Origin of the sequence: Jeotgalibacillus proteolyticus (assembly GCF_050107735.1) — a bacterium.
Classification (GTDB): Bacteria; Bacillota; Bacilli; order Bacillales; family Jeotgalibacillaceae; genus Jeotgalibacillus; species Jeotgalibacillus proteolyticus_A.
Window position 1 is genome coordinate 125,883 of sequence record NZ_JBNILO010000001.1, and the last position, 24,726, is coordinate 150,608.

The 24,726-nt window shown below is 42.6% G+C and carries 30 protein-coding genes and 1 other annotated feature; of the genes, 16 read left to right on the forward strand and 14 right to left on the reverse strand.

Annotated elements, in window-relative coordinates:
* Positions 1 to 2: 2 nt before the first annotated feature.
* A complete protein-coding gene (gene nadD / locus ACQCT8_RS00660; RefSeq protein ID WP_426867767.1) occupies positions 3 to 620 on the forward strand; it encodes a nicotinate (nicotinamide) nucleotide adenylyltransferase in 618 nt (205 codons plus the stop codon).
* Positions 621 to 857: 237 nt separating this feature from the next.
* On the opposite strand, the gene ACQCT8_RS00665 is transcribed toward nadD, so the two are convergent.
* From ACQCT8_RS00665 to ACQCT8_RS00695, 7 genes are all read right to left on the reverse strand, one after another.
* A complete protein-coding gene (locus ACQCT8_RS00665) occupies positions 858 to 1,265 on the reverse strand; it encodes a TIGR04104 family putative zinc finger protein (protein ID WP_426867768.1) in 408 nt (135 codons plus the stop codon).
* Positions 1,213 to 1,560, reverse strand: coding sequence for a DUF5412 domain-containing protein (locus tag ACQCT8_RS00670; RefSeq protein ID WP_426868287.1), 348 nt, complete (start codon positions 1,558 to 1,560; stop codon positions 1,213 to 1,215). The genes ACQCT8_RS00665 and ACQCT8_RS00670 overlap by 53 nt, the downstream gene beginning before the upstream one ends.
* Before the next feature lie 92 nt (positions 1,561 to 1,652).
* Positions 1,653 to 2,222 (reverse strand): nucleotidyltransferase domain-containing protein, encoded by a 570-nt coding sequence (locus tag ACQCT8_RS00675; RefSeq protein WP_426867769.1) that lies wholly within the window; start codon positions 2,220 to 2,222, stop codon positions 1,653 to 1,655.
* Between the two features lie 43 nt (positions 2,223 to 2,265).
* On the reverse strand, positions 2,266 to 2,787 hold the full coding sequence (locus ACQCT8_RS00680) for a GrpB family protein (protein WP_426867770.1): 522 nt from the start codon (positions 2,785 to 2,787) through the stop codon (positions 2,266 to 2,268).
* Between the two features lie 30 nt (positions 2,788 to 2,817).
* A complete protein-coding gene (locus ACQCT8_RS00685) occupies positions 2,818 to 3,111 on the reverse strand; it encodes a hypothetical protein (RefSeq protein ID WP_426867771.1) in 294 nt (97 codons plus the stop codon).
* Between the two features lie 2 nt (positions 3,112 to 3,113).
* The gene (locus ACQCT8_RS00690) at positions 3,114 to 3,443 is read right to left on the reverse strand and encodes a hypothetical protein (RefSeq protein WP_426867772.1); all 330 of its coding nucleotides are present in this window, start codon (positions 3,441 to 3,443) and stop codon (positions 3,114 to 3,116) included.
* A 38-nt stretch (positions 3,444 to 3,481) separates the two neighbouring features.
* Positions 3,482 to 3,610 (reverse strand): hypothetical protein, encoded by a 129-nt coding sequence (locus ACQCT8_RS00695; protein WP_278239927.1) that lies wholly within the window; start codon positions 3,608 to 3,610, stop codon positions 3,482 to 3,484.
* A gap of 376 nt (positions 3,611 to 3,986) precedes the next feature.
* Here ACQCT8_RS00695 and ACQCT8_RS00700 point away from each other — a divergent pair, with 376 nt between their 5' ends.
* The 5 genes from ACQCT8_RS00700 (at position 3,987) to ACQCT8_RS00720 (ending at position 8,071) form a co-directional block, all read left to right on the forward strand.
* Complete coding sequence (locus ACQCT8_RS00700) at positions 3,987 to 4,682, forward strand: response regulator transcription factor (protein WP_426867773.1); 696 nt, start codon at positions 3,987 to 3,989, stop codon at positions 4,680 to 4,682.
* A complete protein-coding gene (locus ACQCT8_RS00705; RefSeq protein WP_426867774.1) occupies positions 4,679 to 6,031 on the forward strand; it encodes a sensor histidine kinase in 1,353 nt (450 codons plus the stop codon). Before ACQCT8_RS00700 ends, ACQCT8_RS00705 begins: the two co-directional genes overlap by 4 nt.
* A gap of 28 nt (positions 6,032 to 6,059) precedes the next feature.
* Positions 6,060 to 6,605, forward strand: a complete 546-nt coding sequence (locus ACQCT8_RS00710) for a PepSY domain-containing protein (protein WP_426867775.1) — start codon at positions 6,060 to 6,062, stop codon at positions 6,603 to 6,605.
* A 97-nt stretch (positions 6,606 to 6,702) separates the two neighbouring features.
* A complete protein-coding gene (locus ACQCT8_RS00715; RefSeq protein ID WP_426867776.1) occupies positions 6,703 to 7,233 on the forward strand; it encodes a PepSY domain-containing protein in 531 nt (176 codons plus the stop codon).
* A gap of 307 nt (positions 7,234 to 7,540) precedes the next feature.
* The gene (locus ACQCT8_RS00720; protein ID WP_426867777.1) at positions 7,541 to 8,071 is read left to right on the forward strand and encodes a GrpB family protein; all 531 of its coding nucleotides are present in this window, start codon (positions 7,541 to 7,543) and stop codon (positions 8,069 to 8,071) included.
* A 92-nt stretch (positions 8,072 to 8,163) separates the two neighbouring features.
* Here the strand turns inward: ACQCT8_RS00720 and ACQCT8_RS00725 are convergent, their stop codons facing one another.
* Positions 8,164 to 8,595 (reverse strand): NUDIX hydrolase, encoded by a 432-nt coding sequence (locus tag ACQCT8_RS00725; protein ID WP_426867778.1) that lies wholly within the window; start codon positions 8,593 to 8,595, stop codon positions 8,164 to 8,166.
* Positions 8,596 to 8,735: 140 nt separating this feature from the next.
* Here ACQCT8_RS00725 and ACQCT8_RS00730 point away from each other — a divergent pair, with 140 nt between their 5' ends.
* From ACQCT8_RS00730 to ACQCT8_RS00740, 3 genes are read left to right on the forward strand one after another with little or no spacing between them, the layout of a single operon-like run.
* Positions 8,736 to 9,323: a histidine phosphatase family protein gene (locus ACQCT8_RS00730; protein ID WP_426867779.1), complete on the forward strand. Its 588-nt coding sequence runs from the start codon at positions 8,736 to 8,738 to the stop codon at positions 9,321 to 9,323.
* Positions 9,324 to 9,351: 28 nt separating this feature from the next.
* Complete coding sequence (locus ACQCT8_RS00735) at positions 9,352 to 10,146, forward strand: class I SAM-dependent methyltransferase (protein ID WP_426868289.1); 795 nt, start codon at positions 9,352 to 9,354, stop codon at positions 10,144 to 10,146.
* A 26-nt stretch (positions 10,147 to 10,172) separates the two neighbouring features.
* The gene (locus tag ACQCT8_RS00740; RefSeq protein WP_426867780.1) at positions 10,173 to 10,724 is read left to right on the forward strand and encodes a hypothetical protein; all 552 of its coding nucleotides are present in this window, start codon (positions 10,173 to 10,175) and stop codon (positions 10,722 to 10,724) included.
* A 67-nt stretch (positions 10,725 to 10,791) separates the two neighbouring features.
* Here ACQCT8_RS00740 and ACQCT8_RS00745 read toward each other — a convergent pair whose 3' ends face one another.
* Positions 10,792 to 11,280, reverse strand: coding sequence for a hypothetical protein (locus tag ACQCT8_RS00745; RefSeq protein ID WP_426867781.1), 489 nt, complete (start codon positions 11,278 to 11,280; stop codon positions 10,792 to 10,794).
* A gap of 241 nt (positions 11,281 to 11,521) precedes the next feature.
* Here ACQCT8_RS00745 and ACQCT8_RS00750 point away from each other — a divergent pair, with 241 nt between their 5' ends.
* Positions 11,522 to 11,644, forward strand: coding sequence for a hypothetical protein (locus ACQCT8_RS00750; protein ID WP_269746114.1), 123 nt, complete (start codon positions 11,522 to 11,524; stop codon positions 11,642 to 11,644).
* Between the two features lie 170 nt (positions 11,645 to 11,814).
* Positions 11,815 to 12,381 carry an ATP-binding protein gene (locus ACQCT8_RS00755; RefSeq protein WP_426868290.1) on the forward strand — a complete coding sequence of 189 codons (567 nt, stop codon included), beginning with the start codon at positions 11,815 to 11,817 and terminating at the stop codon, positions 12,379 to 12,381.
* A gap of 24 nt (positions 12,382 to 12,405) precedes the next feature.
* Here the strand turns inward: ACQCT8_RS00755 and ACQCT8_RS00760 are convergent, their stop codons facing one another.
* Positions 12,406 to 12,849 (reverse strand): GNAT family N-acetyltransferase, encoded by a 444-nt coding sequence (locus tag ACQCT8_RS00760; protein ID WP_426868292.1) that lies wholly within the window; start codon positions 12,847 to 12,849, stop codon positions 12,406 to 12,408.
* Between the two features lie 115 nt (positions 12,850 to 12,964).
* Entirely contained in the window at positions 12,965 to 13,486 is a 522-nt protein-coding gene (locus tag ACQCT8_RS00765) for a cysteine hydrolase family protein (RefSeq protein WP_426867782.1), read from the reverse strand.
* A gap of 242 nt (positions 13,487 to 13,728) precedes the next feature.
* On the opposite strand from ACQCT8_RS00765, the gene ACQCT8_RS00770 reads away from it, so the two are divergent.
* Positions 13,729 to 14,604, forward strand: a complete 876-nt coding sequence (locus ACQCT8_RS00770) for an EAL domain-containing protein (RefSeq protein WP_426867783.1) — start codon at positions 13,729 to 13,731, stop codon at positions 14,602 to 14,604.
* Between the two features lie 32 nt (positions 14,605 to 14,636).
* The gene (locus tag ACQCT8_RS00775; RefSeq protein ID WP_426867784.1) at positions 14,637 to 15,593 is read left to right on the forward strand and encodes a GGDEF domain-containing protein; all 957 of its coding nucleotides are present in this window, start codon (positions 14,637 to 14,639) and stop codon (positions 15,591 to 15,593) included.
* A gap of 72 nt (positions 15,594 to 15,665) precedes the next feature.
* Here ACQCT8_RS00775 and ACQCT8_RS00780 read toward each other — a convergent pair whose 3' ends face one another.
* From ACQCT8_RS00780 to ACQCT8_RS00790, 3 genes are read right to left on the reverse strand one after another with little or no spacing between them, the layout of a single operon-like run.
* A complete protein-coding gene (locus tag ACQCT8_RS00780; RefSeq protein WP_426867785.1) occupies positions 15,666 to 17,006 on the reverse strand; it encodes an ATP-binding protein in 1,341 nt (446 codons plus the stop codon).
* Position 17,007: 1 nt separating this feature from the next.
* A complete protein-coding gene (locus ACQCT8_RS00785) occupies positions 17,008 to 17,676 on the reverse strand; it encodes a response regulator transcription factor (protein WP_426867786.1) in 669 nt (222 codons plus the stop codon).
* A gap of 60 nt (positions 17,677 to 17,736) precedes the next feature.
* Positions 17,737 to 19,695, reverse strand: a complete 1,959-nt coding sequence (locus tag ACQCT8_RS00790; RefSeq protein WP_426867787.1) for an ATP-binding cassette domain-containing protein — start codon at positions 19,693 to 19,695, stop codon at positions 17,737 to 17,739.
* 200 nt (positions 19,696 to 19,895) lie between these two features.
* Between ACQCT8_RS00790 and ACQCT8_RS00795 the strand changes: the two genes are divergently transcribed.
* The 3 genes from ACQCT8_RS00795 (at position 19,896) to ACQCT8_RS00805 (ending at position 24,610) form a co-directional block, all read left to right on the forward strand.
* Positions 19,896 to 20,771, forward strand: coding sequence for an AraC family transcriptional regulator (locus tag ACQCT8_RS00795; RefSeq protein ID WP_426867788.1), 876 nt, complete (start codon positions 19,896 to 19,898; stop codon positions 20,769 to 20,771).
* An 81-nt stretch (positions 20,772 to 20,852) separates the two neighbouring features.
* Positions 20,853 to 21,077, forward strand: a binding site (T-box leader).
* A gap of 88 nt (positions 21,078 to 21,165) precedes the next feature.
* Complete coding sequence (gene ileS / locus ACQCT8_RS00800; RefSeq protein ID WP_426867789.1) at positions 21,166 to 24,255, forward strand: isoleucine--tRNA ligase; 3,090 nt, start codon at positions 21,166 to 21,168, stop codon at positions 24,253 to 24,255.
* A gap of 181 nt (positions 24,256 to 24,436) precedes the next feature.
* Positions 24,437 to 24,610 (forward strand): hypothetical protein, encoded by a 174-nt coding sequence (locus ACQCT8_RS00805; RefSeq protein ID WP_426867790.1) that lies wholly within the window; start codon positions 24,437 to 24,439, stop codon positions 24,608 to 24,610.
* Positions 24,611 to 24,726: the final 116 nt, after the last annotated feature.

Here is a 24,726-nt window from a genome sequence, read left to right on the forward strand (position 1 = left end):
CAATGAAAATTGGCGTTTTTGGTTCAGCGTTTGACCCGATTACATTAGGACATATGGTTTCCATGGAAATGATAGCAGACAGAAGAGGATTTGATAAGATGTTATTAATTCCTTCGTCAGATACAAGGATTGATAAGGGGAGACAGCTCACAGCAAACCACCATCGTATGAAGATGGTTGAATTAGCCATTGAGGATAATCCTAAATTTGTGACAGATGCCACGGAAATGGAAGCTGCCGCCTGGCATTCATATACTTACTTTACGATGAAAACATTGAAGGCAAAATACCCTGACGACGAGTTGTATTTTGTAATGGGAGCCGATAATTTGCCTGGATTGCCAACATGGGAGTACGGTAAAGAATTAATTGAAAGTAATAGGTTTGTAGTTATGGGCAGAGAAGGATTTGATATGTCTGACATTATTGCAAGAGATGCTCTTCTCACAAAAAATGAAGATAGATTTGATTTCCTGAGTAAAGGGGTAACAGTGGAGACAAGCTCTGCTTTTATTCGCTCCAGGATTCTAAATGGTCTGAGTGTCCGCTACCTGGTCCCGGATAAATCATTGGAGTATGCGTTGGAGAATAACTTGTATTCAGAGCGAGTAGATGAGTAGGGGACAAAGGAAGAACGCGCCCATGAATCAAACCCAAGGCGAGGTTGGCTGCATGGAAATTGGATGAAATGCAATCTTACATTTCTGCGGACAGCTTCGTCATCTCAGCCTAATAAACAAACGGCAATGATTTCTCAGTGCGCAGATAAATGTGAAAAGAGGTACGGGAGCGGATAAGTATTATATAAACAACTATTTGATATTAGGTCAGGTGGCAGGAGTAGTTACTACTTGAGCTTAAAAATCATTGTTATAATTAGAATGATACTTGGAGCGATAGTCGATAATGAATACCGAGAGAGCTGATAAAACAATATAAAATAGAATGATTAATAATATACTAATCAGGAAGTGTAATGAAGCAGTAAGAAATACAACGGTCCCGGAAGCTAATCCTAATAAAAGGGAAAACGCAATTTTTGAAGATCTCGTTTGTTCGTGTTCTGTACCACAGTTCTGACATCGAAGTAGGTGGCTGTTTTTCTTCTTCCACTGAAGTTTATAAATGTCAATCCACGTAAATGTAGTCTGGCATTTTTCACATTCTTTCATAAAGAATAGAGCCTCCTTTTTAATGTATCTGATTCGTTTCTTACTGATTTCTATAATCAAATATTTCCCCCGGCACATCCAGTGTCTCACCATTGATAACCACTGTATTCTTATCCGTCCACCTAATTTGAGCTGTTTCTTCCCGGTAATTCCAGTAGATATTTTTTGTTTTGTTTTCATTGTTATTAAAAACCAACTCACCACGCACTGCATAGGAAGTAGTGGCACCGCCATTCGTGACATAAGCCTTTAATGTATACAAGCCATCAGGTGACGTTTCCTCTGTGAGAAATTCTCCTTCCGGTAAACGTGCCATATCGAAAAACGCCCAGTAAATTCCATTTCCAGCAAGACTAATAAATATTATGCCAGTGAGCATAATTGCCATTAAAACCTTACTAAATTTCTTTTTCTTACGTACAACATTTGATAGAGTTTTCTTCAACGTAATCGTCTCCATAATCATTCATTATCAAAATACTAAAGTAAATAGCTTAACCATTCATGTCCAGGATGTTGAGACTGGATGGAATGACACAGCCAGCTTTTCTGTTCGTCATCAAGGTTATCTTTTACAAGGATGAAGTCCTGGTGGTCTTTGTCACGAGTGTGTTTTGCTTTGAACAACAAGACAATTTCAGGACTTAAATAAGGAAGACCTGTATGGGTTTGGCTAATAGCGGCTGTTAAGGGGGTTGTGATCGTCCTATCTCTTCTAAACAGCCACTCATTTTCTGAGGATTCATTAAGCAGCACCTCAATAGATTCTCCGGTTGTCCTGTTAAGAGCGTGCAATTCGTGCACAGGAAGAGATAAAAACTCACCATACCAGGGCTCAAGCTTTCCGCGGATTGCTTTTTTAAACTCCCAATCAACCAGAAAATTCTTCAAGCATCTTTGGTCGGTTCGGAAAATAGCAATCTCTATATCCTCATGATCCCTGGTTTCACTTCCCAAATAAAGATCAATCGCCCAGCCCCCTGCAAAAAACCAGGGTTTTTGATAATGGGTCATAACAGCGTTGATCCGCTGACATGGAGCAAACTTCATCCTAATTTCCCTCCTGATAGAAAGGTGGACAAGCTCTAATCATCTAATTAAATTTCCCACATTCTATTTTTGCTTGTCTCAGCATTTCCTGGATAAACTCAGTTTTCCCTTCCGTATAGGAAGCTCTGTCAAATTGAAAGTCTTGGGACAACCGCAGTTTTAATTGATAATACTCTTTTAATACCTCAGGATGTTTACGCAAAAAATTTCTGAATATAAGCTGATTTTTCCACGGCTCTTCATCAAAAAGATAGATATGCAGATGATGTGTACCAGCGCCCCACGGTCCTTTTCTGAAAAAACGTCGTTCAGGAAAAGCAGCGTGATCAACAAATTCATAGCCTATCCGCCTTAAAGGCTCAAAGAATTCATGAACCACTGAAAAAGCATGTACAGCAACTGCAATATCTAAAATTGGTTTGGCACCAAGTCCAGTCACAGAAGTGCTCCCGATATGTTCAATACAAATTGCCTTATCATTCAGAATAGACTCAAGTCTTCCTTTTTCCTCTTCAAATTGGATTATCCATTGCGGGTTGTATTCCTCAATAACGACATTAGCCATTAATGCTTTCACCTCACTTAAACCGGACGATTACTTTTTTTTGATTGTAAAAAGTACAACGAGATTCACCACCACTCCAATTAACAAAGCAACTGAATAATAAATACTCATGATTGCCACGGCAAAGCCCATAGAACCCTTAATAACTTCAAAATAAGCAAGAATTGTAGGAAGCAGAAAGACGAAAATAGATAGAAAAAAGAGAGTGATGGAAGGAAGAAATCGATTAGTATAGGAAATTTTGATTGTCCAAAATACAAAAATGGTGATGATCAGGATTGGCAATACAAAGCCAAAGAAGATGTTTGAGAATGAATATTCCACATTCAACCCCCTTTATTGGTAAATTCTGATATCTTAAGCTTACCATAAGGATTCCTCAATGATGAAATATTGAATAATAAGAGGAAAAAGAATATATTAAAGCGCACAGCTGCTTTAGAAAGTTTTTTATCAAGGATATCATCTTTGCTAAAGAAAGAGGCTTCTACATAAATGAAAAAAAGCTTTAAAATGAGGCGAAATATATTTCTTAGTATGAGGTGAGCGTAGCGGAAGGTGGCGACTCCAGCATGATATGACGGGAAGCTGAGACTTTTTATGGCCTTATGAAGCGAAGTGAGCCGGGCAAAGAGTCTGAGATAGTTTTGTTCCATTTAATTAATCTCTTGTGCCACTTCAAATGATATCTTTTTCATCGATCAACTAACGCCTTAAACGTACCATCGTAAAGACGTTTTATGACATTCCAAGATTCTTCATCAATCTCTGTAACGACCTCAATTATTTCTTCCGAATTTTGTTCAAGGTCTTTTTTATCCATAGTAGTCACCTCTTGTGAATGGTTTAGCAGAAAAGTACTCTCATCAATTTACACTTATAGTGTAACGTAAATAAGTAAAAAAAGGTAAAGTGACTTTGGTTTCAACTAAAATCATCTTTTATCTAGTTTATAGTATTAGTTCTGTTTCAAGAATTATAAACCGCCGGTACGAAAACTTTTTACACATCCAAGCTTTTTCTCATCAAATCCTCATTTTCACCTTGTACAATGGAAATAGTATAAGTAAATCTCAAAGGTCGAAAGAAGGGGAATGAACAATTTCCTGGGAAATGTTCGTCTGAATTTGTTGAACGGGCAGGGAAAATGATGCTTAGGCAATGACAAAAAAATGAACCCAGATAAATGAGGGATGAAGATGAGCAAGCAAACGATTCTGGTTGTGGAAGATGAAGAGAAAATTGCACGGGTGTTAGAGCTGGAGCTTGAATACGAAGGCTATACCGTAGTGAAAGCGAAAGACGGGCTGGAAGGCCTTCAGAGGTTTAGGGAAGAAAAATGGGATTTGATATTACTCGATATCATGCTGCCGGGAATGAATGGAGTCGATCTGCTGAAGAGAATCCGGCACAGCGGCGATCAGACGCCTGTGATCATGCTGACAGCAAAGGGTGAAATTGAGGATAAGGTAACAGGACTTGATCTTGGAGCAAATGACTATGTCACAAAGCCCTTTCAATTTGAAGAATTAATGGCAAGAATCCGTGCAGCATTGAGATCCACAAAAGCACCAATTGAAAAAAGAGAAGAAGAGGGAATGCAGCTGGCAGATTTAAAGGTAAATGAAACGACTCATGAAGTTTTCCGCGGAGAAGATGCGATTGGGCTGACGGCAAAAGAATTCGCGCTGCTTGCTTACTTTATGAAAAATCAGCGGCAGGTGCTGAGCCGCGAGCAGCTTTTAGATCATGTTTGGGGCTATGACTACTACGGCGATACGAATATTGTCGATGTGTATGTACGCTATGTGCGAAACAAAGTCGACAAAGGGTATGAGCCGCAGCTGCTTCATACCGTTCGTGGCGTAGGTTACGTGTTAAAGGATCCGCGATGAAGCTGACCAATAAAATTCATGTGTTTACAACGGTATTATTTATTGTCCTTCTTGCTTTAATTAATACCGCCATTTATTTTTCGTTCAGCCGCATTATGTATGACAGCGAACTGGAGCAAACAAAAGCACAGGCAGACCAGGTGCAGGCAGGGATCAGTGCTGTTCAAAGCGCTGCAGCCCCGCAGGATTTACTTCGTGCATATGTTCCACCGCGCGGCATGATCACGATTGTGCAAGGAGACGATCGTGGAGATGCAAGAGTGACAGGCGGGAGCGGCCAGCGCCTGGCAGAGGAGGAGACAGAATTTTATCCCGGTGAGCGGGCTGAGGTTCGCTCCATAAATGATATTCCCCACGCGTTTATTTCGCTTCCGATTGTCTGGACAGATGGAGATGTCGCGGCGCTTCAGCTGACAGAATCACTCCAGGCTACAGCAGAAAACCTGAATGTACTGAGAATCGTTCTGTTGGTCGTTTCCATTGGGGCCATTATTCCCTTATTTATCTCCGCACGAATTTTAAGCAAGCTCATTACAAACCCGATCCTTTCACTGATTCGGACCATGAACGACATCCGGAGCAGCGGACGCTTCCAGCAAATTGAACGCACATCCAGTTCAAAGGACGAATTGGACCAGATGACCGAAACCTTTAACAAGATGATTGAGCAGCTGGAAACGAATTATGAAAAACAGGAGCAGTTTGTTTCCAATGCATCTCATGAGTTAAAAACACCACTGACGATCATTGAATCCTACTCGAGTTTATTAAAGCGGCGGGGTAAAAACGATGAAGCACTGTTTGATGAATCGGTGGAAGCCATTCATTCAGAAGCCTTGAGAATGAGGGATTTGACCCAGCAGCTGCTGCTTTTAGCCAAGCAGGATGAACAAGGAAGCGTTACTCTTTCAAATCACACGGTGACACCCATTCTTGAAGCTGCTTCGTCCTCCTTTGAGCGGGCTTATCAGCGGCAGGTTACGCTTCACGCAGAGGAAGAGATGGTGGTCAAAACAGACCCTCAAAAGCTTAAGCAGCTGATGTATATTTTATTGGACAATGCACACAAGTACAGTGAAGAAAAGATTGAGGTTCATGCTTTTCGAACTGAAGGCTTCGTGGAAATCCAAATAAAAGATACCGGCATTGGAATTTCAAGTGAGCATGTAAAAAAGGTGTTTGACCGTTTTTACCAGGTCGATGAAGCGAGAACGAGTACATCTGGAGGATATGGCCTGGGCCTTTCCTTGGCAAAAGAATTAGCCCGTGTGCTTGAAGCGGAAATTATGTTAACCAGCGAGCAGGGAAAAGGAACAACCGCCGCCATCCTGCTGCCTATAGCCAAATAAAAGGAAGAAGACCAAGGGGGGATCTGAAATGAGTCCTTTACTGAAAAAAACCAGTATAACCATTGCAGGAGTGGCCGTGCTGACGATTTTAATCTGGCAGGGTGCAATGCTTTTGCAGAATGAACAAACGGTTTCGGCTGAAGAAGTCCAGCAAAAGGTTGAGCAGCAGTACAAGGGTGAAATTACAGCCATAGAACGCTCAGAAGACCGCTATCTTGTATCCATGACACTTGAAACGGGCTCTTATGAACTTTTAGTGGCGGAAGATGACGGCAGTATACTAGGCATGGAGCGCGTGTCAGAAAGCAGACCGGAAAAAGATCCTCCAACCTCTGAAGAAGAACCAGCTTCTAATACAAAAGAACCAAAGGATTCTGATCAACCCATCACTCAAGATCAAGCAGTCAATATTGCGATGGAGCAGATAGAAGGAACGGTCGATGATGTGGAGTATGAAAGCGACGAAGATGGTTCGTATTTTCTCGTGGAAATTGAACGGAGCGATGAGCTTGAAGCAACTGTTCAGATCAATGCCATCACTGGCGAAATCATGTCTGTCAGCTGGGAGGATTAAATTCTCATCAAATTCTCATTTTCCTCTCCGTGGTTTCTCATCTTGCGTGTGTAATCTATAACTAGAAACAACAAACACACAAGAGGAGGAAATGAACATGAAAAACAAATTACTAATTGGCGGAATCGCAGGAGCAGTCATTCTTGGCGGGGGTGCATTTGGTGTAAATGCCTTCGCTGACAGCGACAATAACTGGGATGACAGCAATGCTAAGCTGACACAGGAAGAAGCAGAAACCATTGCGACAGAAGAAGTGGATGGCTTGACGATCACGAAAGTGGAAAAGGATGAAGATGACGGCCGCTATGTATATGAGGTAGATGGAACAAGGGAGGATGGCAGAGAAGCGGGCGTAGATGTGGACGCAAATTCTGGTGAAGTCCTGAAAGTGGACCGTGATGATGACGACAGCACCGGCGATGATCAAGCAAATGCAGACGTGAAGATCACAAAAGAAGAAGCAGAGGAAATTGCTAAAACAGAAGGAAAAGGCGACATCGTGAAATCTGAACTGGATGACGGTCATTATGAGATCGAAATGAAAGACGGAGATGATGAATACGAAATCGACATCAATGGCCAGACAGGAGAAGTAATGGAGTTTGAAATGGAACGAGACGACGACTAATAACTTGCCAGGAGATTGGGGAAAACTCAAAAAAGTTTAAAAAAACGATTTGATATTTGTAATTAATAAGAGGTGAGTGGAGCGGAAGGTGGCGACTCCTGCAGGATATGACGGCAAGCTGAGACTTCGCAGGGCAAAGCCCGAGAAGGCTCAGCGCCGTCCCTGCGGAAAGCGTCCACCTGAAGCGAAGTGAACCGGTCAAAGAGGCTGAGACACTTTTGTTCTAGCTTCTTTTTTCTGGAATAAAAAGGGGGCAATTTATGTTAACATTATTGAAGGTGGTTCATTAAAAAAGGGGGATGAAGGAATGAAGCTTGGATTGAAAAGAAATGAAGTTAAACTGGAAGATTATACACCAGAATGGAAAGAGGAGTTTACCAGAATAAAACAAGAGATCATGCAAAACGCTGCGATTGAAGAAACTCGCATTGAACATATCGGCAGCACGGCGATTAAAGGAATGGCCGCAAAGCCCGTCCTGGATATGGTTGTTGGCGTAAACGATATACAAAATGTGGAGGACGACCTGTTCGCAGGCTTAAAGCTTGCAGGGTTTTTGAGGCTGAAAGTAGAACGGCCAAACGAGATCGTTCTTGCTAAATTTTCAAATGAAACATACGAGAAGAAAACTCATTATATCCATTTAGTCGAATTCCAAGAGGAATTCTGGAACAACTTACTTTTCTTTCGGGATTATTTGAACTCAAACGAGCTGGCACGAAAAAAATATCTTGAGATTAAGCTGGATTACTTGAAAACAGCGTCCACTGGAATTGAAGAATATACTAATCGGAAAGAAGCATTTGTTAAAGAAATCTTCCAAAAAAGAAACCATTAACAAACCAGTTCTCCAGATGAAGTTCGTTTATGCTTCATCCAGAGACTTGCTGTATGGCAGGAAGAGGCTTAATCCTGCTGAGTCACCCATAACTAAAAATCAATGCAAAAAGGCTGCAAGTCTGTGTTGAGGCTGTATTCAATCCGCTGTCTGAAATTTTTAAAGGTCACCATTTCTAAAGCTTCTTCTATTGGAAAAAATCCAACTTCCAGGCTTTCCGGTGAGGTTGTTAAGCTTCCGCCAACCGCTCTCGCTAGAAACAGCGTGTTGCAAACGGAGCGGTCCACATTTTGAAAGATCCCGCAGAATTTTACTACTTCGATGTCCACACCGGACTCTTCTTTCGTTTCCCGGATGGCGGCATCTTTTAATGATTCGCCCTCCTCCACTTGTCCGCCGGGCATTTCCCACCCTCTTCTGGGACCTTTAATTAACAAAATTTCCTGTTGATCATTCAGGACGATGGTGGCTGCAGAAACAAAATGTTTTGGTGGAGAATAGGTATCAGGTTTACTTGGTTCCATATAATTTCCCCCATTCTAAACGTATAAATTTCCAGTAAAAAATAACTGAAAATTACATTAAATTATAGCATGGCTTAAACGCTGTATGGAACACGTATGGTAAAATAAGGACAGAAATAAATGATAAAGCAGAAAGGAAGATGAATATGACAACAATCGGCTTAATCAGACATGGGGTTACGGAATGGAACACTTCAGGCAGGGCACAGGGGCATTCGGATATTCCGTTAAGTGAGGAAGGAAGAGAGCAAGCCAGACGAGTGGCAGAACGAATCGCTTCAGAAGATGAAAAATGGGATCTGGTTATTTCAAGTGACTTATCACGTGCAAGAGAAACAGCTGAAGCAATTGCGAACAAATTAGGGCTGCCTGCACCAATTCAGGATGGGCGCATAAGAGAAATGCATCTTGGCCAAATTGAAGGCCTGACGTTAGACGAACGGGTGACTCAATGGGGAGACAACTGGCGTGAGCAGGAGATTGGCATTGAAACAAAAGAAGCCGTTGCACAACGCGGAGCAGATTTTATAGAAGAGATCCTTGAGGAGCATAATGGCAAAAAGATACTGGTCGTCAGCCATGGCGGGCTCATCGGTTTGACATTGAAGCATCTTCTTCCTGAACAATTCACGGAAACACTTTTGGAAAATACCTCCATCACCATTTTGAAGCATGATGAGACAAAATGGGACTGTTCGCTGTTTAACTGCTCAAAGCATTTGGTTTAAAAAAGGTGGGAGATGGTCGATGAACAAGATGGGGTCGGAAGAAGCGGCAAGAAGATGGAATGATTTCGCAGAGGATTATGCAGAAAAACATAGTGAGCTTGGAGATTTACATAAAGAAGTCCTTTTAAACCCGGTTATTATGGAGCTTGCAGGGGATATACAAAATAAAAAGCTTTTGGATGCCGGCTGCGGAGAAGGCTATTTAAGCAGATTGCTGGCAAAAGCGGGAGCAACCGTCACGGCAGTGGATTATTCTGAGAAAATGCTTGAAATTGCACAGAACCGAACAATCAGCGGGGCGGCGGTTAACTATTTTCACGGCAGTCTCGAGAATCTGTCATTTCTAGAAGAGAGGCAGTTTGACCTTGTGATTTCAAATATGGTTCTTCATGATCTGCAAGACTATGAAAAAGCGCTGCAGCAGATGTACCAAGTGCTCTCACCAGGGGGAACGCTCATTTTTTCCATCCTGCATCCTGCATTCATAACACCAGTCAGCAGCTGGGAAAGGACGCCATCAGGCGAAAAGCTTTTCTGGAAGGTTGATCGCTACTTTGATGAAGGAGTGTTCGAGCAGCCGCTTGGCGGAAAAGAGAAGATGCTGCTTTTTCACCGCACACTATCAAACTATGTAAATCAGATCGTACAGACAGGATTCACACTTGAGCAAGTGGTGGAACCTAGACCTTCTGACCATATGCTGGAAAAATACCCGTCATTCAAATCAGATCTGCGGAGGCCGGACTTTATCGTTTTTAAAGCTGTAAAGGAACCGTTGAAATCTACCTTGTTAGATAAAGAGGGTATAATAGGAAGCCGTTAACGAAAATTGGCTGAAGGGGGAAAACAGTGAAGAAACCCTACATCATTGCCATCGCAGGTGTATCTGGCGGAGGAAAAACCACCGCAGCAAAGCAGTTAGCTTCAAAACTGCCGCGCTCAACGGTTTTCTTTTTCGATGAATATGATTTTGAAGGTCCCCAAAATATAATAGAATGGGTGGACAGGGGAGCGGATTGTAATGAGTGGAATCTGGATCCACTCATACAAGACCTTAAAGACAGCAAAGAAGCCTTTGATTATCTTATTTTGGACTATCCATTTGCGTATAAACATCACAGGACAAGTGAATGGATTGACTGTGCTGTATTCATTGACACTCCGCTGGATATCGCTATGGCGCGGCGGATGATAAGAGATTTTTCCGACCGGTCATCTAAAGACATCCTGCTTGATATGGAAAATTATCTTATACAAGGCAGGCGCGGGTATGTAGAGATGCTGAAAACGATTAAACCCGATTCGGACATCATAGTGGATGGCACACAAGCGTCATCTGACATAACAGACGAACTATACGAGCGTATTTTAAACGAACGGAGTTCCCAAAGTCAGTTCTAGGTTTACATAATAAAAAGCTCAGAATTTATTCTGAGCTTTTTTCATGGCGTAAGCCAATTACCCGTTTTCAGTTGCTGTTCTTTTTAATCAGTTTAAACTGCCTGCCCTGTCCGGGTGAATCGAAGTTACTGGCGTTTGAGCCCGACGCAAACGGAATCAAACGCTCGTTCTGAATGAATTCAGGCTGCTCCTGATCAAACGATTTATATTTAATATGCACTCTTTCCTGCAACACCGGCTTTGCAGCGGGCTGCTTCATACCGGCAATCCAGGTTTCAAAATTATACGTACCACGGTCAATAATCCCGCAAAGATCCTCAAGCGACTGCGTCAAATCCACCAGGCAGTCCATTCCGTTTTTTAAAATGACGCCTCTCTTTTTCGCTTTTTCAATCGAGTGCTTCAGCTTATAAGATTCATCGTGGTATGTGAATTCAATAAAACAGCTGTTGCGATCCCAGTTAAAATTAAAATAATCAATCTTCAAACGCTTCATAACTCTAGTAAGCTTCTTTTCACACACACTTTGTTCCTTATGCGGCATCCAGTTGAACATTACGCTCGCCTCACTTTATCTGGTTTAGAATAGATGCAGGTTCACTTATACTATCAATTCGACATAGCCTTCAAATTACCTGTAAAAATCGTATGACAAATCTCGAAAATTTTTTCAACATAATCCCCAAGCATTCGACTTCTGTCTGATTCAACATAAGAAAAGGGAGTCGGATGACTAAAAGACCGGCTTTTGTGGTATGGATAGATAGAAAGCAAAATGCTTGAACGGAGGAAACCACATGATTAAAAAGATAAAAAAGCTAATGAGTGACCCTAAGGTTCAAAGAACCGTGAAGGAAAAAGTAGTGCCGATGGTCAAAAAAGAGATGGCGAAAAGAAAAGCGAATAAGAACGTCAGATAGGTTTCAGATGTTGCGGGTTCATCTCCTCTTAAAGGCAAGATTTTGTGCACGGGGAGATGAAGCCACTGCCCTTCCATAAATGAATAAAGTTATTGAATTTGAGTTTTAATATAATATCTGCTCATCTTTAAGTCTATATAGTTAAAATATTTACATCTTAAGGGGGAATTATTAAGCGGTTAGCGGTTATTACAGTAGGGAAAACGCATAGTGGAAAAACTATATTTGCCAATGAGTTAGAAAAAAAGTTAAACAACTCTTTCATAATGGATCAGGATAACCATGCCGAATTTATCAATACATATTATAAAAAGTTGCAGTTTCAAAATGGACCTAATCTATTAAAATACTCCCTCTCAAAATGTATTGTTGATTATGCAAAGGAACATACGGATTTACATATAATCGTGTGCAACTCAAACCGTACTAAAAGTGGCAGAAAATATTTGCTGGAAGAAATATATGGACCAGATAAATTTGTCCGTATAATAGTTCATTTTAATCTGCCGAATGAAATCCTCCACGAGCGTGTTATTCGCAGCGATCGGAGCACAAATATCTTCAGGAATCCTAATTCAAATTTCAAGGATGTGCTCTTGAGACAGCAGGGCGAATCGGATTTGCACGACGTTATTGATCCCGATGAAGAGGAAGCAGATCACTTATTTGTAGTTAAAGACAATCATGATATTGTAGATGTGATCAACCAAATCACTCGTATTTCGGATGAACTATAAACTATTTGATATGAAGAATACTTTTCAGTACTCATATACCATTTTAAAAAATTCAAACGTACTCCCATTTGTGTCCTGTAGGAAAATGTCTGTTTCTTTAAAACCAAAATTCTTATAAAGTTTGATAGCTCTTTGATTAAAAGTCGCTACTGACAGAGTTAATCGTTTAGGATTAAAGCTGCGTTCCCCAAATGATATACCGGAGCGTAAAAAAGCTGAACCCAACCCTTGCCCTGTTAAGTCGGGCCTCAAGCCTAACCCAATGTCATACGTCTCTGCATCTGTTTGAGTGAAAGTAAAATAACCGATCAATTCATGATGGTTCATTACAGAATAGACGGAACTTCCCCGCTTTACAGGATCAATAAATTCCTTTAAATCCTCTTGATCGGCTTCCATATCGTAAAAAGAGTATTCTCTATCATAGTGCCAATTGTATGCAATTTCCATGGCCTGTTTTTGGGTCATGATCTCAAATAGGTACACCGTTCAATTCTCCTTTCTCTTACAGTCTAGTAAAATGAATGGCGTTTAAAATGAGAATATCCAGTTACCTTAAACCCAATAACTATGACCGGGTATTTTACACAAACGCCACTTCTTCACAAGGAAGAACATCTGCAAACCATCTCAGCACTCCATTATGGTGATGAATGATTTGTCTGGCTGTCAGCGTACTCGAGTCCCATGTGCTATGTGCATCTGATAGGAGAGTTACTTTGTACCCCAAACTGAAAGCCGCGCGGCAAGTGGTATCCACGCACACTTCTGTTTGAATACCCGCAATATAAAGATGGGTAATCTTTTTCCTCATCAATTCCTCTTCTAATGAAGTATTTAAAAAAGAGTTTGGAGTTGTTTTTTGGATAATCGTATCCTCTGGGTGAGGGGTGATCTCTTTATGTATCTCCCAGCCTTCCTGTCCAGTTTCCAGGGGTTTTCCTGGAGGAGCATTGTGCTGAACATAAATAACAGGTATGGCTGAATCGCGGGCTTTTCCAAGTAAGCTTTTAACGGTTGAGAGTAGATGATCTGACTCATTTACTTCTTCGCCTAGTCTAAACATCCCTTTTTGCACATCAATCACAAGCAGCGCTTTTGTCATAGGATATCTCCCTTACTTATAAAATAATGGTTGAATACTCACAAAAATATCTGGTAAATTATGATAGAATAAGTGTATCATAGGTTCTTTCTCCTTAGAACATCCCCTTTTGTTTGTCATGCGCCTGTCCCTTTTCGAAATTTACCAAATCTTAATTTATTCTCCCATGAAAAATAAAACTCATAGCTTATAATGACCTGACAGCATGGGATATTCAGTATGGGTAAAGGGAGTTTATAATGATGAATGGGCTTAGGGATGTTTTACACTATATGAAATATTTAAAGGCGAATAGAAGCTATCTTTATAAGGAAAGCCAGAAGGATGGAGAGCTTCGTGAGCTGATGAAAAAAGAGCAGATGACGACTTTTTTTCAGCCGATACTATCGCTTACTCAATGCGAAACGATTGGCTTTGAAATATTGAACCGGCCAAAAAGCACGAGGCTTTTTCCGACAACAGAAACATTTTATGATCATATTGGCAAAAGCAGAAAGGTGTTTGCGTTTGAACGCTTTCTTCGCAATCTTTCTCTTGAGCGGTATGAGGAAGGACTAAAGGGATCAGATTGGTATAACGGCGGGCTTATTTTTCTTAATATCCAGCCGCAGATTTTAGAGGATCCTTTTTATCGCAGCGGTCACACACTTGAATTGCTAAATAAATATCATTTGTCTCCAGACCAGGTCGTGCTTGAACTGACAGAAAAAGAGACCGTTACGGACTACTGCCAGTTTGTGCGAACGATTGAAAATTACCGCCATCAGGGCTTTCGCATTGCTGTTGATGATGCGGGAACAGGCTACAACAGCTTAAAGACGATTTTGTCGCTGCAGCCGGAATTTCTGAAGCTTGATAAATCATTAATTCGCAACATTCATATAAATCCGGCTCAGCAGCATTTGGTCGAGCTGTTAGTGAACTTTGCCGGGCAATCTAATACAGAGATTATTGCCGAAGGAATTGAAATTCTGCCGGAGCTTCTTTATTTGCAAAAATCAGGGGTTCACTTCGGGCAGGGCTATGCACTCGGCAAGCCAAAAATCAATCTTGAGCCGGGCATTCTGCCGACAGCGCCGACAATACAGCAGGAAAGACCGGTTAAAGCACTTGGATGAAAATTGATTTCCTGTGAAAGAGGGATGAACGAATGAGGGCATATATAGGGGACATCGCCAAAGGGATCAGCTGTATGAAGGGCAGCACGATGTGCAGTGAAGTAGATGAGCTTTTTCAGCAGGAGCCGGGTTTGCAGGGCATTGTGATAATGGATCTTGATAAACAGCCTGCCTTAATGACCCGAACAAAGTTTTATCAGAAAATGGGCACCCGCTATGGCTACAATCTTTATGTAAAGCGACCCATTGAATTACTGGCCAATCCCTCTCCTTTGACGGTTGATTTTTTCGCATCCGTGATCGAGGTCAGCAAATGGGCGATGGAACGACCGGATCATGAAGTGTATGACGATGTCGTAGTGAAGAAAGAAGGAACGGTGTACGGTGTGGTCAGCATTAAAAAACTTCTGACAACAGTGGCAGATATTCAAACAGAGCTTGCCAGCTATTTGAATCCCCTCACACGCCTGCCAGGTAATACATTGATTGACGAGCACCTCGCCGCATCCGTTGAGCAGCAGCAGCCCTTCACTTTTTTGTATATTGATTTGGACCGTTTTAAAGCTTACAACGACTCCTATGGCTTTAAAAAGGGAGATGAACTCCTTCAGGCAACGGCCTCTATTCTTCGCAGCTGCTTTGAACGGACAGACAGTTTTCTCGGTCATATTGGAGGAGATGATTTCGTGGTCATGATTCCAGGCGCGGAATATGAACCTGCGTGCAGCTCGATCATCAGACAATTTAATGACCTCATTCGCACCTTTTACTCAGACGAGCACGTTCAGCAGCGTTTCATTTACGCAGAAAACCGCAAAGGCCAGTTTGAGGAAATCGCGCTGGTCTCTATCTCTATTGCAGTTGTCACCTATACCTCTGAAGCATTTAGCAGTGCAGAAGAACTTGTAAAAGAGGCAACGCGCCGGAAAAACATCTGTAAAAAGAAAATGGAAAGCTGCTTTTATACGGAATCATTACTTGTTATTTAAGGAAGCGCTTTACTCCTCTCCTCAGACAAACTCCCGGGATACAAAAAAAACACCGCCCATGTAAAGGCAGTGTCAGTTGAGTGAAGCTGTTTTAACAGGAATCGTTACTGTCATGCAGGTTCCTTTTCCTTCTGCACTTGTAACATCTATTTTACAATTATGGAGTTCGATTATTTTTTTGACGATGGACAATCCAAGTCCATTTCCTTCACCGGACCGGCCTCTTGCTTGATCGGCCATATACAGCCGGTCAAATATATAAGGCAAATCTTCTTTTAGAATGCCTTTGCCGTTATCTTTGATATGAACTAGAACTTCCTGCTCCGAACGTTCCATTTGCACGATAATTTGATTGTTTTCATTTGAGAATTTAATCGCGTTCGTCAATAAGTTTTGCCAGACCTGTTCAAATAAATCACGATCAGCCGTAACGGAGCAAGGAAAGAGGTCAAGCTCCACATCGAGATTTTTTTCCATCCATAATGGCTCAGAGACGAGAACGATTCTCCGCAGCTGTTCATCGAGCGGATAGTCTACTGGATGGAAGGGATGATGATCGGAATCCAGGGAAGCAAGACGAAGCAGATGATCACTGAGCTTTGAGAGTCTCAGGGTTTCCTGATAAATAATATCAAGATATTCCTTCTGACTTTCAACGGGAATGACGCCATCCCGAATGGCACGTGTAAACCCCCGTATGGAAGTGATAGGACTTTGAATTTCATGGGAAACACTCGTGACAAAGTCGTCCCTCATTTTATCAATTTTCTGCAGTTCAACCGCCATTTGATTAAAGCTGTCCATCAAGTCTCCAAACTCATTCTTCTTCTTATGATGAAGCCGAAACGATAAATTTCCCTTTGCCACTTCTTTTGCTGCGTTTGTCAGTTTTTTCACAGGCCCGACGATATAGCGGGATGCCAGCAAAATAAGCAAGCTGCCAATAATGATGACACTCGAAAGGCCCCCAATCAAAATCCGCTGCATAATGTGCAGAAAGCCTGTAAAATCAACCTTTACGAGCAAGGAGTCTTGTTCATTTCCTAAACTTGGGACACCGATGATAGCTACAGGACCTTCACCCCTGCTTAATAACAACGGCTCCTGATCCTCAGAAGCAAAGAGGGGAGCCGCTTCTTCTTCAGTTAGAGAAAAAGGCAGCTGATCTCCTTCCTGTATCGATTCAATATGAACATTATAGCGGGATAAAATCGCTGCTACCTGCTCGCGGCGATCCGGTTCTGTCAGGTCAAGAAGAGAAGAAACGTCCCGTGCAATGTTCAACACCGGCTGATCAATGGCCACTTCTCTTTGCGAAAGCAATGTGCCAATGAAAAATGAAATAAAGACACTGATCAGGACGATAACGATAAAAATACTGACAATTTGAGCCCGAAGACTTTTTTTAAGCACGTTAGTTGTCCTCCAAACGGTACCCAAGGCCCCTGACAGTCGTGATGGATAAGGACGGGAAAGAATGGATGCGCTGACGCAAACGTTTTATATGAACATCCACAGTCCGTTCGTCACCATCGTAATCCATCCCCCATAAGCTTTCAATTAGCTGGGTTCGGGTAAAAATCCGGCCGGGAGACCCTGCTAGCATAAAAAGCAATTCAAATTCTCTCTTTTTTAATTGGACGGCTTCTTCAGGTGAAGAAACCGTTAATGTATCAAGATCCATTTTTACGTCGCCCAGCAGAATTGCTTTTGATGAAGAAACGTTATACCGCTTTAAGAGTGATTTTACACGCAGGACAAGTTCAACAGGATCAAAGGGCTTCACTAAATAATCATCCGATCCCGCCTGAAATCCTTTTACTTTGTCGATTGATTCGCCTTTTGCTGTTACCAGAAGGATCGGGATATCCAGATACCTTCTGATGTCTTCTGTTAATTCAATTCCATCAATACGGGGCATCATCACATCAGCAATCATCAAATCGACCTTAGAATGGGCAACAAGATCAAGTGCTTCCTGCCCATCCTTTGCTTCAACCACTGTGAAGTGACTATTTTCCAGATAAAGCTTAATTAATTTTAGAATATGCGGGTCATCATCGACAACTAAAATCGTGGTCATTCAGCATCCTCCCCTCATCTGCTCATCTAATTATGCCCTTCTTTTACTCTACCGCAAGAGTTATTCGTATCGCAGCGATTCCATTGGATCCAGTTTAGCAGCTTTTGAAGAAGGAAGTACTCCTGCAATCACGCTGATCAAGGTGCTGATTCCAATTCCAAACAGCATGTATTGCGGAGTGAGCTGAATTAGTTCAACTTCAAAGGCATCTGCTAAAAAGATATTCAACCCAATGCTGATAAGATAGGCACCGGTCACGGCGATCACACCGCTCACAAGGCCCAAAAGTGCCGACTCGGTAAAGAAAATACGGCGAATATCTTTTTTTCGTGCACCAATCGCCCGTAAAATACCGATTTCTCTCGTCCGTTCCACCACACTGATATAAAGAACTACTAAAATCATTATACCCGACACAAGAAGTGAGATCCCTGCAATTCCGGCAAGCACCCATGTGGCCATATCAAGATACAGTGTGACCTGATCGAGCATAGCGGAAACAGGTGAGCTGACAAATCCGGCTTCTTCTACATCATCTTTTATGCCTTCCACATCATCCTGATCGAAAGCGTACGCATTGATCTGTGTGGGCTGCAGGGTTAAATTTTGGGTGTTGTAAGCTGCTTCAAGCGTTGAATAAGAAACAAATGCCCCTGCTCCCGCTATCGGTCCTGCACTTTCCTGCGTATAAATGCCTGACACAACAAGATCACGTTCAACGGTGACTGGCTGATTCGTATCATCCATCTCGTTGACAAACAGCTGAATGGTTTCCCCTACAAGCGACTCGTACGTATCCTCACTGGAAATACTTTGTGCAAATGAGGCTGTCAGCAGTACTTCATCTTGTGATGGTAATGATCCTGTTTCAATCGCATCTTCAGAAATTGAATCGGTCACAGTGCCAAGTGAGGAGAGCTCATGGCTTTCATCATTGGATACAATCGTGGCTTTTCCATTGACGGTTGTGACGGGTTCTACACGATCAATTTTTTCTATTTCATTGATTTGATCGATTTCCTCATTTGTAAACGGATCGCCGCCCATTTGCGGCTGTGGAGGTCCATTTTCCTCGGCGCTTTCAGTCTCTTTCACAACATCGACAAGCAGTGGATTGATGCTCTCATTAATTTCATCATTCATATAGCCAGTTACACCATTTCCTAATGCAAGCATAAGGAGAACACTAATAATTCCGATCGATCCTCCTATGGCCACCAGCGCATTTCGTTTTCCTTTTAACTGCATATTTCGCAGAGCCATTTTAAATGAGGCCGCCATGCTTAAACTTTTTCCTTTTTTCTGCTTGGTTTCCCTTGGAGCAGTGTAGCGCTCTCTTGAAGTTTGGTCATCTTTGATTCGCCCGTCGTCTACAGATACAATGCGGCTTCCAAATTGGGCAACTTTTTCTGAATGGGTGACTGTGATGATGAGAACGCCTTTTTTTGCAATGGAATTGAGAATTTCAAGAATTTGTTCACTCGTTTCCTGATCCAGTGCTCCGGTTGGTTCATCTGCCAGAATAATATCAGGGTCATTAGCCAAAGCGCGTGCAATGGCGACACGCTGTTTTTGTCCGCCTGAAAGCTGATTTGGGCGCTTTTTAACATGATCCTGCAAGCCGACTTCCCCTAAAATATCCAGCGCGCGCTTCGTCCGTTCTTTTTCGCTTTTCGCCATCATTTGCATCGCAATCGTTACGTTTTCAAGCACTGTTAAATGGGGGATTAAGTTAAAACTTTGAAAAATGAAGCCGATTTTATCTTTTCGATAGGCATCCACTTCTCTTTCATTCATCGATCTCAGCGTTTGCCCCTGTATGATAAGGTCCCCTTCATAGTCAGAGTCCATCCCGCCGATGATATTCATTAACGTCGATTTTCCTGAGCCCGATTCCCCGAGAATGGAAACAAACTCACCGCTTTCAAAGCTTACATTCACATCCCGAAGGACAGGTATTTTTTCTTTCCCGGAAAGGGTATATGATTTATTTAGATGCTTAATTTCTACTAGCTTCATCGTATTCCTCCTAATTAGACTGTTCATTATATCAGGTATTATTTTGCTCTTCCTGATAACTGAATACTACCAGTCTAATATGAACTGAAAATGAACTGGAGAAAATTTATCACACTTTAATACACCTGCATAATCGTGCATGAAAAGTCGGTTGGAAGCATTCTGCTCCTGCTATTCTTTAGATCAAGGAGGTCATACTAATGGGATCATTAAAAGAAATGAATCAAGGGCTAGCGTATATTGAAGAAAATCTTGCAAATGAAATAGATATAAAAGAAGCAGCAAAACTTGCTCTTTGCTCTGAGTATCACTTCAGAAGAATGTTTTCCTTTCTTGCAGGCATTTCTTTATCGGAATATATCCGCAGGAGGAGGCTTACGCTCGCTGCGTTTGAGCTAAAAAACAGCAATGCAAAGATTATTGACCTTGCAGTGAAATACGGCTACAATTCAGCCGATTCGTTTACCCGTGCTTTTCAACAGATGCATGGCACGACACCGTCAGAAGCAAGAAAAAATGTCCATTCATTAAAAGCCTACCCGAGGATGACCTTCCAATTATCCGTTAAAGGAGGAATTGAAATGAACTATCGAATTGAACAAAAAGAAGCATTTCGCATTGTGGGGATCCAAAAAAGAGTTCCGATTATTTTCAGCGGGGTGAATCCGCATATTGCTTCCATGTGGGAAAGCATCGATGGTGAAGCAATTAATCAGCTTAAAAGTCTTTCCAACACCGCACCTTTTGGCCTGCTGAGTGCCTCAACTAATTTTTCCGAAGGACGAATGGATGAAAAAGGAGAGCTTGACCATTATATCGGAGCGGCTACAACAAAAGCGTGCCCTGAAAACCTGACACAGCTTGAAGTTCCTGAGGGCTCCTGGGCGGTATTCGAGGCAATCGGACCGTTTCCGGATACGCTGCAGGATGTATGGGGACGCATTTATTCCGAGTGGTTTCCATCCTCCACGTATCAACAAATTGCAGGACCGGAAATATTATGGAATGAAGACAAAGATCTGACCTCACAAACGTTTAAAAGCGAAATCTGGATCCCTGTTCAAAAAAAGCGATAATCAGCGATGCACGACATCAGCCACGTGCAGCACGCACTTTGACAACCGGGGTATTTCGTTATACGATATTGGAAATAATTGATTGTATCGATGACGAGAAAAGTAAGCTGACACACCTGACCCAAAGAGAGCCGTGAAATGCTGGGACGCGGCGGCGGGAATCAGCCGAAAATCATCTCTGAGACGTTTTCCTGAAACGCTTGAAGTAGGGAAAACCGGCTGACGGCCGTTATCCGATTTTAACCGAGTGCTATGTGATTTTCACATGGAATATGGGTGGTACCGCGGATCCAATCCGTCCCTGTTTATTAATGAAGCAGGGACGGATTTTTTTAATGCAAAAAAGTCTCTGCTGCTGACTGCTTGAAAAAATTGAATGGTTGAGGTGAAAGCAATGCGCAGTGTAAATACAAAAGAAGCCGCGGTCGATCGTGAAAACCGCGTCAAAGACTATTGGAATCAACATCAGATTTTTAACCGCTCGATGCATGAACGGGAAGGTGAGGAGACCTTTGTGTTTTACGAAGGACCGCCAACCGCAAACGGTCTTCCTCATGCCGGCCACGTACTCGGCCGCGTCATTAAAGATTTTGTGGCCCGCTATAAAACGATGCAGGGCTATCAGGTACTGAGAAAAGGCGGCTGGGACACGCATGGTCTGCCAGTTGAGCTTGAAGTGGAAAAGCAGCTCGGTATTTCAGGCAAGCAGGAAATTGAAAACTTTGGTGTGGAAAAATTCATCGAGGAATGCAAAAAAAGTGTGTTTAATTATGAAAAGCAATGGCGCGAATTTACAGAAGCGATCGGCTACTGGCTCGATATGGACGATCCCTATGTCACCCTGCAAAACCGCTACATCGAGAGTGTGTGGTACATTTTAAGCAATCTGCACGGCCGCGATCTTTTGACAAAAGGTCACCGCGTGTCGCCTTATTGCCCGAGCTGCCAGACAACATTGAGCTCACATGAAGTAGCGCAAGGCTATGAAACCGTGAAGGATCTGTCCGCCACAGCAAAATTTAAAGTAAAAGGCACCGACAATGAATTCTTCCTTGGCTGGACGACCACCCCATGGACCCTGCCCGCAAATGTTACGCTGGCCGTTCATCCGGATCTGACGTATGTGAAAGCGAAAAAAGACGGAGAAATCTTTATTGTGGCTGAAGCACTGGCTGAAAAAAATCTGGGAGTAGAAGTTGAAATCCTGTCCAAACATAAAGGAAGCGAGCTAAAGGACCTGGAGTATCACGCACCCTTTCCGTTTGTAAAACCAGAGCGGGGTCATTTTGTCGTCACAGCAGACTTTGTCAACGCAGAGAGCGGAACCGGAATTGTTCATATTGCCCCGGCCTACGGGGAAGATGACTACAACTTAGTGAAGAAAGAAAATCTTTCCTTCTTTAATGTAGTAGATTCACAGGGCCGATACACTGAGGACATCCCGCCGTTTGCAGGGCGTTTTGTTAAAGACTGCGATGTAGATATCGTGAAGTACCTCGCAAATGAAGGACTTCTGTTTCATAAAGAAAAGTATGAGCACAGCTATCCGCATTGCTGGCGCTGTGACTCTCCGCTATTGTATTATGCAATCGAAAGCTGGTTTATCAAAACCACCCAGCTGAAGGATCAGTTTTTGCAAAACAATCAGCAGGTGATATGGCATCCTGCTCATATTAAAGACGGCCGCTTTGGCAACTTTCTCGAAAACATGGTGGACTGGAATATCGGTCGAAACCGCTACTGGGGCACGCCGCTTCCGATCTGGATCTGTGATACTTGCGACCATCAATATGCGCCAAACAGCCAGGCCGATCTGCAGGAAAAAGCAATCGGAGATGTCGGAGACGTTGAGCTTCATAAGCCGTATGTTGACCGAGTTCAGCTTACATGTGAAAAATGTGCAGGCACGATGAACCGTGTTCCGGAAGTGATTGATGTCTGGTTCGACAGCGGCTCCATGCCGTTTGCCCAGCAGCATTACCCATTTGAAAACAAAGAGCAATTTGAAAAGCAGTTCCCGGCAGATGTAATTTGTGAAGGAATCGATCAGACACGCGGCTGGTTTTACAGTCTGCTTGCTGTTTCCACGCTTTTCACTGGCAAGGTTCCCTACAAACGCGTTTTATCTACCGGCCACATCCTTGATGAAGAAGGCCGCAAGATGTCCAAAAGTAAGGGCAACGCACTAAATCCGATGGATCTTGTCAATCAATTCGGCGCAGATGCGTTTCGCTGGGCACTTTTAGCTGACAGTGCGCCGTGGAACAACAAACGCTTCTCAGAGCGCGTCGTGATGGAAGCAAAATCAAAAGTTATTGATACACTCGTCAACACGCACAGCTTCTACACGCTTTATGCCAACATCGACAGCTATCAGTTTAACGAAGCAGATACAGGCGAAAAAACGCTGCTTGACCGATGGGTGATTTCGCGGCTGAACGCTGTGGCCGCAGTCGTAAAAGAATCACTGGATCAGTACGATTTTACAAAAGCTGCAAAAGAACTAGAAGCGTATATCGAAGAAGTCAGCAACTGGTACATCCGCCGTTCACGTGACCGTTTCTGGAAAGAAGGCATGAATGAATCGAAAAAAGCAGCGTATCACACACTTCACACAGTGCTTGTGAAAGTAAGTCAGCTGCTCGCGCCATTTATCCCGTTTGTGGCAGACGACATTCATGTGAATCTGACAGGGGAAAGCGTCCACCTGGCACTTTTCCCGAAAAGCAGTCCTGATCAAAGAGATGAAGAACTGGAACAGGATATGGCAGCCGTGCTTCAAGTCGTTGAACTTGCCCGCGGTGTGCGAAATGCAGAAGCAATTAAAACCAAGCAGCCGTTGTCCCAGCTGACCGTCATTCCAGTCAATCCGGATCAGGGCAAAGCACTTGAAAAATACAGTGACATTATTAAAGATGAACTGAATGTTAAACAGCTCACAGTTAAGCAATCCTCTGATGATCTTGTACGCTGGGAAATCAAGCTAAACTTCCGCGCAGCAGGACCTGTACTCGGAAAAAATGTCAGCAAAGTGAAAGCCTATCTTGAAAGCCTGACCGATTCCGAGGCTGCCAATGTGATAGAAGAAGGAAAAGCTGTCGTATTAATAGAAGGTGAAGCGATTGATGTCCCAATGGACCTGCTTCAGCCAGAACGCATCGCGGACCCTGGACTTTCCATGGGCGCAAGCAAAGACTTCCACGTCATGTTAGATACCGTGATCACAGAAGAGCTTCGATTAGAAGGCCTTGCGCGTGAACTGATCCGCGTCATACAGGACGAACGGAAAACACAGGACCTCCCAATCGATCTTCGCGTCCACATCACACTAAGCGGAGACGAAGAACTGACGAACGCCATTCGTCAAAATGAAGAACTCATCCGCCAAAACGTTCTTGTGAAAACACTGACGATCGGTAAGGCAGAAGAGATGAAGGACTTTGATATTGGGGAGCATCGAGGGAAATTGGTGATTGAAAAATAGAAGAAAGAAACCTGAGCGGCTTGTGGGCTGCTCAGGTTCTTTACCAGTTACATTAAATCAAAAAAAGTTGATCATACATCTTGACTTAAAATTCAGAAAACTGTACGATGAGTTTAGATCAAAATAATTTGATGATAAGTCATTAATATATCAAAAATAATTGATAAAAGGAGAGGTTCAGTTGGAACGCGAAGTATTAAGAATGCAAAGAGAAGAGATAAAAAGAGGCATTACTTATCACCGGAAATGCGTAACAGCAAAGAAGAAAAGTCGCCTGCCGATTCTAAATATGAACGGTTTCTCGCTTTCTATCTTCAAAAAGAACAAAGGTCCTGTGTGCTGCGGTTGCTATTGAACAATTTTTTGATTAATACATCAAAGATAATTGATTGAAGCTGTGAGTCTTCACCCTATTATAGCTTTTTTCAATTCCTTCCTTGGTCGCTGATGTTTTTTTAAAGAATGGAAAAG